At 70.3% G+C, this 7656-nt stretch carries 7 protein-coding genes; 5 read left to right on the top strand and 2 right to left on the bottom strand.

Features of this window, described 5'->3' with window-relative positions; all coding sequences use genetic code 11:
* The coding region (locus ACSNOH_RS31700; protein WP_436724901.1) for an XRE family transcriptional regulator at window positions 1-831 on the bottom strand (831 nt) is incomplete at its 3' end.
* 293 nt (window positions 832-1124) lie between these two features.
* Here ACSNOH_RS31700 and ACSNOH_RS31695 point away from each other — a divergent pair.
* The 5 genes from ACSNOH_RS31695 (at window position 1125) to ACSNOH_RS31675 (ending at window position 6130) form a co-directional block, all read left to right on the top strand.
* Window positions 1125-1883 carry an ATP-grasp domain-containing protein gene (locus ACSNOH_RS31695; RefSeq protein WP_436724900.1) on the top strand — a complete coding sequence of 253 codons (759 nt, stop codon included), beginning with the start codon at window positions 1125-1127 and terminating at the stop codon, window positions 1881-1883.
* 204 nt (window positions 1884-2087) lie between these two features.
* Entirely contained in the window at window positions 2088-2762 is a 675-nt protein-coding gene (locus ACSNOH_RS31690) for a vitamin K epoxide reductase family protein (protein WP_436724899.1), read from the top strand.
* 342 nt (window positions 2763-3104) lie between these two features.
* A complete protein-coding gene (gene ppk2, locus ACSNOH_RS31685; protein WP_436724898.1) occupies window positions 3105-3962 on the top strand; it encodes a polyphosphate kinase 2 in 858 nt (285 codons plus the stop codon).
* 104 nt (window positions 3963-4066) lie between these two features.
* The gene (locus tag ACSNOH_RS31680) at window positions 4067-4636 is read left to right on the top strand and encodes a hypothetical protein (RefSeq protein WP_436724897.1); all 570 of its coding nucleotides are present in this window, start codon (window positions 4067-4069) and stop codon (window positions 4634-4636) included.
* A gap of 387 nt (window positions 4637-5023) precedes the next feature.
* Window positions 5024-6130 carry a methyltransferase domain-containing protein gene (locus ACSNOH_RS31675; RefSeq protein WP_436724896.1) on the top strand — a complete coding sequence of 369 codons (1107 nt, stop codon included), beginning with the start codon at window positions 5024-5026 and terminating at the stop codon, window positions 6128-6130.
* 64 nt (window positions 6131-6194) lie between these two features.
* On the opposite strand, the gene ACSNOH_RS31670 is transcribed toward ACSNOH_RS31675, so the two are convergent.
* The coding region (locus tag ACSNOH_RS31670) for an alpha/beta hydrolase (protein ID WP_436724895.1) at window positions 6195-7656 on the bottom strand (1462 nt) is incomplete at its 5' end.

The following is a 7656-nucleotide window of genomic DNA, read 5'->3' as shown; positions in this document are numbered from 1 at the left end:
GGGCGGGACTCTCTCGGGGACGGAGGCGTGATTCGCCTGCTGCGCGTGATCCCCGCGATTTGCGTGCTCCGCGTGATCTGCGTGATCTGCGCGGTCTACATCATCTGCATGATCTGCGGAGTCTGCGGGACGTGGACCGTCCATCACATCGCGTACGGCGGCGGCGAAAGCGCCGGGCCCCTCCTTCATGGCGATGTCGAGGTGGCCATGAGGTGCCCCGATCGCCCTCGCCGCTCGGGACAGGAACGTCTGGACGGGATGCTCGCCGGGTGTGAGCAGTACGGTCGGCCAGGCGTGCGAGCCGTTGACCGGCAGTACTCCACGCGCCAGGGCGGGCAGCATGCCGGCCCGTAACAGAGACGACTTTCCTGCCCCGGACGGAGCCATGACCAGCAGGGGGCCGGGAGCCGTGAGCCGCTCTGTCAGTCGGGCGATGACGGTGGCCGTGTCCGCGTCGCGTCCGAAGAACCAGCGGGCATCCTCCGTTCCGAACGGGGAGAGGCCGGGGTACGGGCACAGTCCGTTGTCCTCCGGCGGCCCGCTGTCGTTGGCTCCGGACGGGACGGGGACGAGGAGCTCGAGTGCGCCGCCTGTCTCCAGGGCCCGGTCACATGCGCGGGCCAATTCCAGCGTCAGCGGCTTCTCACCGTTCTCGACCTTGCTCAGGTAGCCCTTGCTGTAGAAGGCGAGGCGGGCCAGCTTGACCAGGGAGACACCGCGTTCGCGACGTAATCGGCGTAACTGCTCACCGGCCTGTTCGCAAGCCTGTTCGGGCTCCGGGTGCGGCGCCCCGGCAGCGCCACCACCTGGTCCACGGCTGCCGCCTTCCATCGTCCGGTCCCCTCCATGGTCGTCCGGCCAGGGCGATCGCCTCACCTTGGCGACCGGCCCACCACCCCACCACATTGACTCGGCCAAGATCTTTTCAGGGGCGGTACGGCTTCCTCAACCATCCTTCCGGCCGAAACGGGGCCGCTGGTTCCGCCTGCTTCCGCGTCCAGGGGTCTCTCCCTCCCCAAGTCGGCGTGAGTTCGTCCCGGCCAGCGGGGTGGTGCGGGCCCGGGAGAGTAGGAGACGGATAATTCCGCGCGGTTGTCCGTGCGGATGAGACATGATCCTTCGCCGTGAGAACCCTGCTGCTTCCCCCTCGGCTGACCGCCTCCGCCGAGTCCGTACGCCAGGCGGCCCGGCGTCGCGGTCTGCGGACCGTGCAATCGGCGTCGTTCACGCTGCCTGAAGACCTGTGCAGCGCCGAGCATCTGCACGCGGGCCCGGATTTCGCGGACGTCGCAGCGCCTGTGTACGGGATTGCGCCGCTTGAGGCGCCGCGCGACTGGCTGGCCGGCCTGCCGCGGGAGCTCACGGGACGTGAGGTGCGTGTCATGGCGATCGCCGAGGCCTACGCCCTCCGGCGACCGGCGTTCGTCAAGTCCCCGAACGACAAGAGCATACGGGCGATGGTCTATGCCGACGGGACGCGGCTGCCGGGGCCCGATGCCGTAGAAGCGGAGACGCCGGTGCTGGTCAGCGACACGGTGACGTTCACGGCCGAGTACCGGCTCCACTGCCTCGACGGGATGGTGCACACAGGCAGCCGGTACGCGGAGGACGGGCGTCTGGCGCTGGGTCCGCTGCCCGAATCGGCCCGTGCGTTCGGCGCCGACGTACTCGCCGTTGCCGGTACGGCTCTGCCCTCCGCCATCGTCATCGACGTCGGCCTGATCGACGGACGCTGGGCAGTGGTGGAGGCCAATGCGGCGTGGGCCAGCGGGCTCTACAACGCTTGTCCGGACCGGGCACTCGACGTGATCCTGCGCGCCGCCGGCCCGGCGGGTGACGTCGCTTCCCGCGACCGGCCGTTCGTCCGCATTCCTTCCCCCTGAGCCCTCATACGGTTGCACCGTCGCATTCGGCCCCAGTGGTCCCGGTAGCAGGGCCCTTCGGCCCTTCCCTCCCGTACGCGCCGGGCGATCTCCTAGCCGGGCGGCCGGAAGTGGACGGGGACGACCGGACACGGACCGGCGCGCGCATCAAGGTCACATGCTGACGGGCTGATGAGCTGACGAGCTGACGGGAGAGCACCGCATATGGCTGAGCCTGTCGTTGAACCGAGGGGGAAGGGGACCGAGGAGTCCCGGCAGGGCGCCCCGCGGCGGGCACAGGCCCACGTGGCCCGTACGCCCGTCGGCGCCGGGCCCGCCCTCGCCTGGGTGCTGATCGTCACCGGTGCACTGGGCCTGCTCGCCTCCTTCGTGATCACTGTCGACAAGTTCCGGTTGCTGGAGGAGCCGGGCTTCCGGCCGTCGTGCAGCATCAACCCCGTGCTGTCGTGCACGAACGTGATGAGCAGTCCGCAGGCGTCGGTGTTCGGCTTTCCCAATCCGCTCGTCGGTCTGGCCGGCTACGGCGCCGTCGTGCTGATCGGCTTCGGCCTGCTGGCCGGGGCCCGCTACCACCGCTGGTTCTGGGTCGGGCTGAACGTGGGCACGCTGCTCGGCGCGGGCTTCTGCATGTGGCTGATGGTCCAGGCGCTGTACTCGATCGGCGCCCTGTGTCTGTGGTGCTCCCTCGCCTGGGTCGTCACCATCGCCATGTTCTGGGCCACCACCCTCCACAACCTCAAGCACGGTGTCGTCCCGGCGCCCCGCCGCCCGGTGCTCGGGCTGCTGGAGTTCCCCTGGGCGGTGCCGGTGACCTGGTACCTCGTCATCGCGGTGCTCATCGTGACCCGGTTCTGGACGTACTGGCGGTCCCTGCTCTGATCCCGGGATGGGCCGGGCTGGGAGCGACTCGCAGGACAAGCCCAGACAAGGACCTCGGGCTACTCCACCCGGCAATCCTCCGAGCGGCACACCAGCCAGTACCTGTTCGCGGAGACCGTCATACAGGCTTGGACGTCACCCCTGCGGGTGACGAAGGGGCGTCGCGGTGAATTCCGGTGAATCGCGGTGAACACGCCACCCCACCGCATCGCCGCCTGACGCCCGCGGCCCGACGGGCAGCCCTCGCACCGCGTCGCGATGGCTTCGCAATGGCGTCGCCGGCACATGGCTGCGCAGACTCTGAGGAGCGATAGGGAAGGCGTACCGGCGAGGAGAACATCAGTGAACGGCGACGCACAGGCCGGCGGACACGCCGGGGCACCACAGAGCCGGCTCGCCAAGGACACGTACAAGCGGGAGCTGTTCCGTCTCCAGACGGAACTGGTCAAGCTCCAGGAATGGGTACGCGCCGAGGGTGCCCGACTGGTCGTCGTCTTCGAAGGGCGGGACGCCGCGGGCAAGGGCGGGGTGATCAAACGCGTGACGGAGCGGCTCAACCCGCGCGTCGCGCGCACCGTCGCCCTGCCCGTGCCGACCGACCGCGAGCGGGGCCAGTGGTACTTCCAGCGCTACGTCGGACATCTGCCCACGGCGGGCGAGATCGTGCTGTTCGACCGCAGCTGGTACAACCGCGCCGGCGTCGAGCGCGTCATGGGGTTCTGCACCGAGCAGGAGCACCGCCGCTTTCTGCATCAGTGCCCCGTCTTCGAGCGGCTGCTGACCGAGGACGGCATCCTGCTGCGTAAGTACTGGTTTTCCGTCAGCGACGCCGTCCAGGAGCAGCGCTTCCGCAGCCGCCTGGAGGACCCCACCCGCCGCTGGAAGCTGTCGGAGATGGACCTGGAGTCCGTCACGCGCTGGGAGGCGTACTCGCGGGCCAAGGACGAGATGTTCGCCCACACCGACACGGCCGAAGCACCCTGGTACGTCGTCGAGAGCGACGACAAGCGCAGCGCCCGCATCAATATGATCGCCCACCTGCTGTCCACAGTGCCCTACCGGGACGTGCCCCGGCCGGAGCTGACGCTCCCGCCTCGCCCGCCCTCCACCGGCTACCGGCGCCCGCCGCGCGACCTGCAGACCCGCGTCCCCGACCACGCCGGGACGCTCGAATCCGACGCGGCACGCGACGGCTCCTGACGGATCCTGACGGATCCTGACGGCCAAGGTCCACCCGCCGGCATTGTTGACGCGTACACGCAAGCGGTCGGAGACTATGTGCCTCACACTTCCCGGGAGGCACAATGCGAGCACGCGTTCTTGCCGTCGCCCTCGTCACAGCCGCCGTCGCCGCTGCCGCCACGCAGGCCACGGCCCAGCCCTCCAAGCCTCACCCGCAGACGCCGGCACGCTGGTGCGCCGACCAAGGCGGCCGGTCCGCCATCTACCACCCGTACTTCGACGCCGGGCGCCGGCTCACCCCGCTCGGCGGTGAGCGACAGCTGTGCGAGTTCACCGCCCAGGACACGTCGCGCATCACCGTCGCGACCGACACCCTCGCCGCCGAGCTGCCGACGCTCGCCGCCCTCGCCTACGTCCGCAAGCCCCCGCTGCCGGAGCACCCGCAGGGCAACCCGTCGGCCGCCTACTGCGCGGCCATCGGCGGAACGACGCAGTTCGGCAACCACAAGAGCGATACCGGCGGGTGGATCAAGGCCGGCGATCCGGTCGACCGTGACCACCTGCGGAACATGTGCCTCTTCGCCGACGGCTCGGCTCTCGACGCCTGGGGGCTGACGTACCACACGAACGGCGTGATCCGGGGCGCGGATCTCACCAAGAAGTTCCGGGCCTCCGTCCCCACCGGCCGCTGACTCGTCCTCGTGGTGGTGTGAAGCGGTGAGGTGAGGCAGTGGTCCGGAAGGTCGGAAGACGCCGCCTCGCGGGGTTGTCACCCTCTGGTGCCCTTCCGGGCCGCTGTGCCACGATGCCCTCCGCCCTCAACCCGGCACCGGTACCTACACCGGCACCGGCACCGACACGGACTCGGAGACGGACACGCAGGGGAGCGGATGGCCATGGGTGATCATCGCAAGCCGGATCCGGACTTGGGCAAAGGCAAGCCGCCGCCCGGCAACACCGACGGGCAGGTGCCTCCCCCGCCTCCGCCGTCCGGCACGCGCAGGAAATAACCCAGCAGGTAATGACAGATGACACCGGTGCACAGTCTGACCTCCCTGCGCCTGGCGCACGATGCGCAGATGGAACGGATCCACGGGTGGCCCGAAGGCTCCCCGTGGATCCGTCAGGCCGCCGCAGCACTCCCCCGCGACCGCTTCGCGCCCGACCGGCTCTGGCAGTGGGACGGGCATGCCTACAGACCTGTCAATCGTGAAACCGACCCGGGCCAGTGGGCGGAGCTGATCTACGGCGACCCTTACGAGGCAGCCGTCACCCAGGTCATCAACGGCCGGGCGACCTCCAGCCTGTCCTGTGAATCCGTTGTCGCCGACATGCTCGGCTGCCTCGACCTCCTCCCCGGCCATCACGTACTCGAACTCGGGACCGGAACCGGCCGTAACGCGGCCCTCGTTGCCCACAGGGCGGGCCCCGGGCGCGTCGTCAGCATCGAGACCGACCCGGACCTGGCCGAGCAGGCACGCCAGCGCCTGAAGAAGACCAGGGCCGATGTCCATGTGGTCGTCGGAGACGGCACGGGAGGATGGCCCCCGGGCGCGCCTTTCGACCGGGTGATTTCCACCTACGCCGTCGAGACCGTCCCTTGGGCATGGGTCGAGCAGACCCGGCCCGGCGGCCGCATCGTCACCCCTTGGGGGCACCTCGGGCTCGTAGCCCTGACGGTGGCCGAGGAGGGAGACGCCGCGAGCGGGCACGTCCAGGGGCTCGCCCAGTTCATGCCCGCCCGCGGGAGCGGCGGCGGCCCCAGCGGAGACTTCTCCCGCGTGCGCGCCGGACGGGAACCCGAGCACGAACGCCACGCCCGCCTCGGCCTCTCCCCGCTGCACACGGACTGGCACCTCCGGTTCGCGTTGCGCGTCCTGTTGCCGGACGTGCACATCGCGAGCAGCACCGACAGAGACGGAACGAATGTCTGGCTCAACGACAGCGCATCGTCGTGGGCAGCGTTCTACGCCCAGGACGACGGCACCGTCCTGGTCTGCGAGGGCGGGCCGCGCCGCCTGGCCGCGGAACTCGAGCAGGCGTGGAACTGGTGGACGACTGCGGGCGAGCCCGGCCTGTACGAGTGGGGGATGACGGTCACTCGGGAGCGCCAGTGGATGTGGGTGGGCGAAGAGTCCGCGTCGGTACGGGTCGCCGCCGGTGGGTCGGGCCACCGGCGGCGGTAGTGGCCGGGCTGTCGGCGCGTCGCGTCTCACGCCTCGTGGGCGGTCCCCTACCTCCTACCTCGTACTACCTCGTAGCGCGCTTCACGCAGATCCGGTCGGTTGCAGGGAGCCGGCCCGTGGCCAGGTAGGTGTTGACCTGATCGTCCACGCAGGTGTTGCCGTACAGGCCGTAGACGGCGTGCCGGTTGGCGCCCTTGAGGGTGATGAGCTTGGAGCTGGGCAGCATGCCGTGCAGGGCGACGGTTCCTTCGTAGTCGGTGCGCGGGTCGCCGGTGGCAGCCACCATGAGGACAGGGGCGTCCTGCCGGACCCGGGTGGGCTCCTCGGCCGGCCGGTCCCAGAAGGCGCAGGGCCCGATGTTGTCGGCCACCGGGCCGAACAGGGGGTGGGCGGCCCGGTTGCGCTCGATGTCGCGCCAGTAGCGCTCGGGGTCGCGCGGAGCGCCCTTGTCCCCGCAGATGATCGCCATCTGTGCGCTGCCGTACGCCGAGCCCTTGCCGGTCAGGAACATCCGCAGCTCTTCGGCGATCTCCTGCGGCAGCTCGGTGGTCCTCCCGGCCGCGGCCGCGGCCATGGCGGACACCTCTTCGGCGAGTCGCGCCCGTGCCTCGTCGGTGTCGTCCGCGAGGCCCGCGAAGATCAGGGTCGGTACGCGGGTGTCGTCCACCCGGAAGGTGTCCGAACCGGTGCCGAGGGTCAGCGGCCGGCGAGCCGACGCCGCGACGATGCGGTCGACCGTGGCGAGGACCTGCGCGCGCGTACGGCCGAGCCCGTAGTCCTCGTAGCGGTGTGCCGCCCAGGCGGCCCAGTCGCCGAGTGCCCGTTCGTTCTCCTCCTCGGTGCCCTGCAGCAGCCGGGGGCTGTAACGGCGCGGGTCGATCGCGCCGTCGAGGACGACCCGGTCGTAGCGTCCGGGGAACATCTGCGTGTAGACCGTGCCGAGGTACGTGCCGTACGAGTAGCCCAGATAGGAGATCTTCCGGTCGCCGAGGGCACCTCTGATGACGTCCATGTCGCGGGCCGTGTTGCGGGTGCCGGCGTACGGGAGCAGCTCGGCGTTCGTGGCGCGGCACTTGGCGGCCAGATCCTTGTGGAGGGCGACCTGCCGGTCGAAGCTCGCCCGGCTGTTCCCGGCCGACAGGACGGCGGAGCCGACGGGCCAGCCGCAGTCGAGCGGGGTGCTGCGGCCGACGAAGCGCGGGTCCATGCCGATGACGTCGTAGCGCGCTCCGGTCTCCTTCATCGCCTTGCGGGCGTCCGGGGCGAAGTCGATTCCTGTGCCGCCCGGCCCGCCGGTGTTGAGCAGCATCGCGCCGATACGGTGGCGCGTGCTGGTGGCCTTGAGGCGGGATATCGCGACGGTGATGGTGCGGCCGGAGGGGTGGGCGTAGTCGAGGGGGACGGTGACGTTCGCACACTGCGCGCCGGCCTTCTCCAGGGCCTGGCCGGTCTTGTCGTCCGGGCCGAGGACACAGCTGCGCCAGTCGAGGGGCTGGTGGTAGTAGCGGTCGAGTCTGGGGGCGGGG

Origin of the sequence: Streptomyces sp. URMC 127 (assembly GCF_051386535.1) — a bacterium.
Lineage (GTDB): Bacteria > Actinomycetota > Actinomycetes > Streptomycetales > Streptomycetaceae > Streptomyces.
This window is presented reverse-complemented; position numbering and strand designations above follow the sequence as displayed.

Excerpts from the sequence above, each read along its gene's own strand:
- ACSNOH_RS31675 (WP_436724896.1), top strand. The coding sequence starts at position 5,024 with ATGGAACGGATCCACGGGTGGCCCGAAGGCTCCCCGTGGATCCGTCAG.
- ACSNOH_RS31680 (WP_436724897.1), top strand. The coding sequence starts at position 4,067 with ATGCGAGCACGCGTTCTTGCCGTCGCCCTCGTCACAGCCGCCGTCGCC.
- ACSNOH_RS31690 (WP_436724899.1), top strand. The coding sequence starts at position 2,088 with ATGGCTGAGCCTGTCGTTGAACCGAGGGGGAAGGGGACCGAGGAGTCC.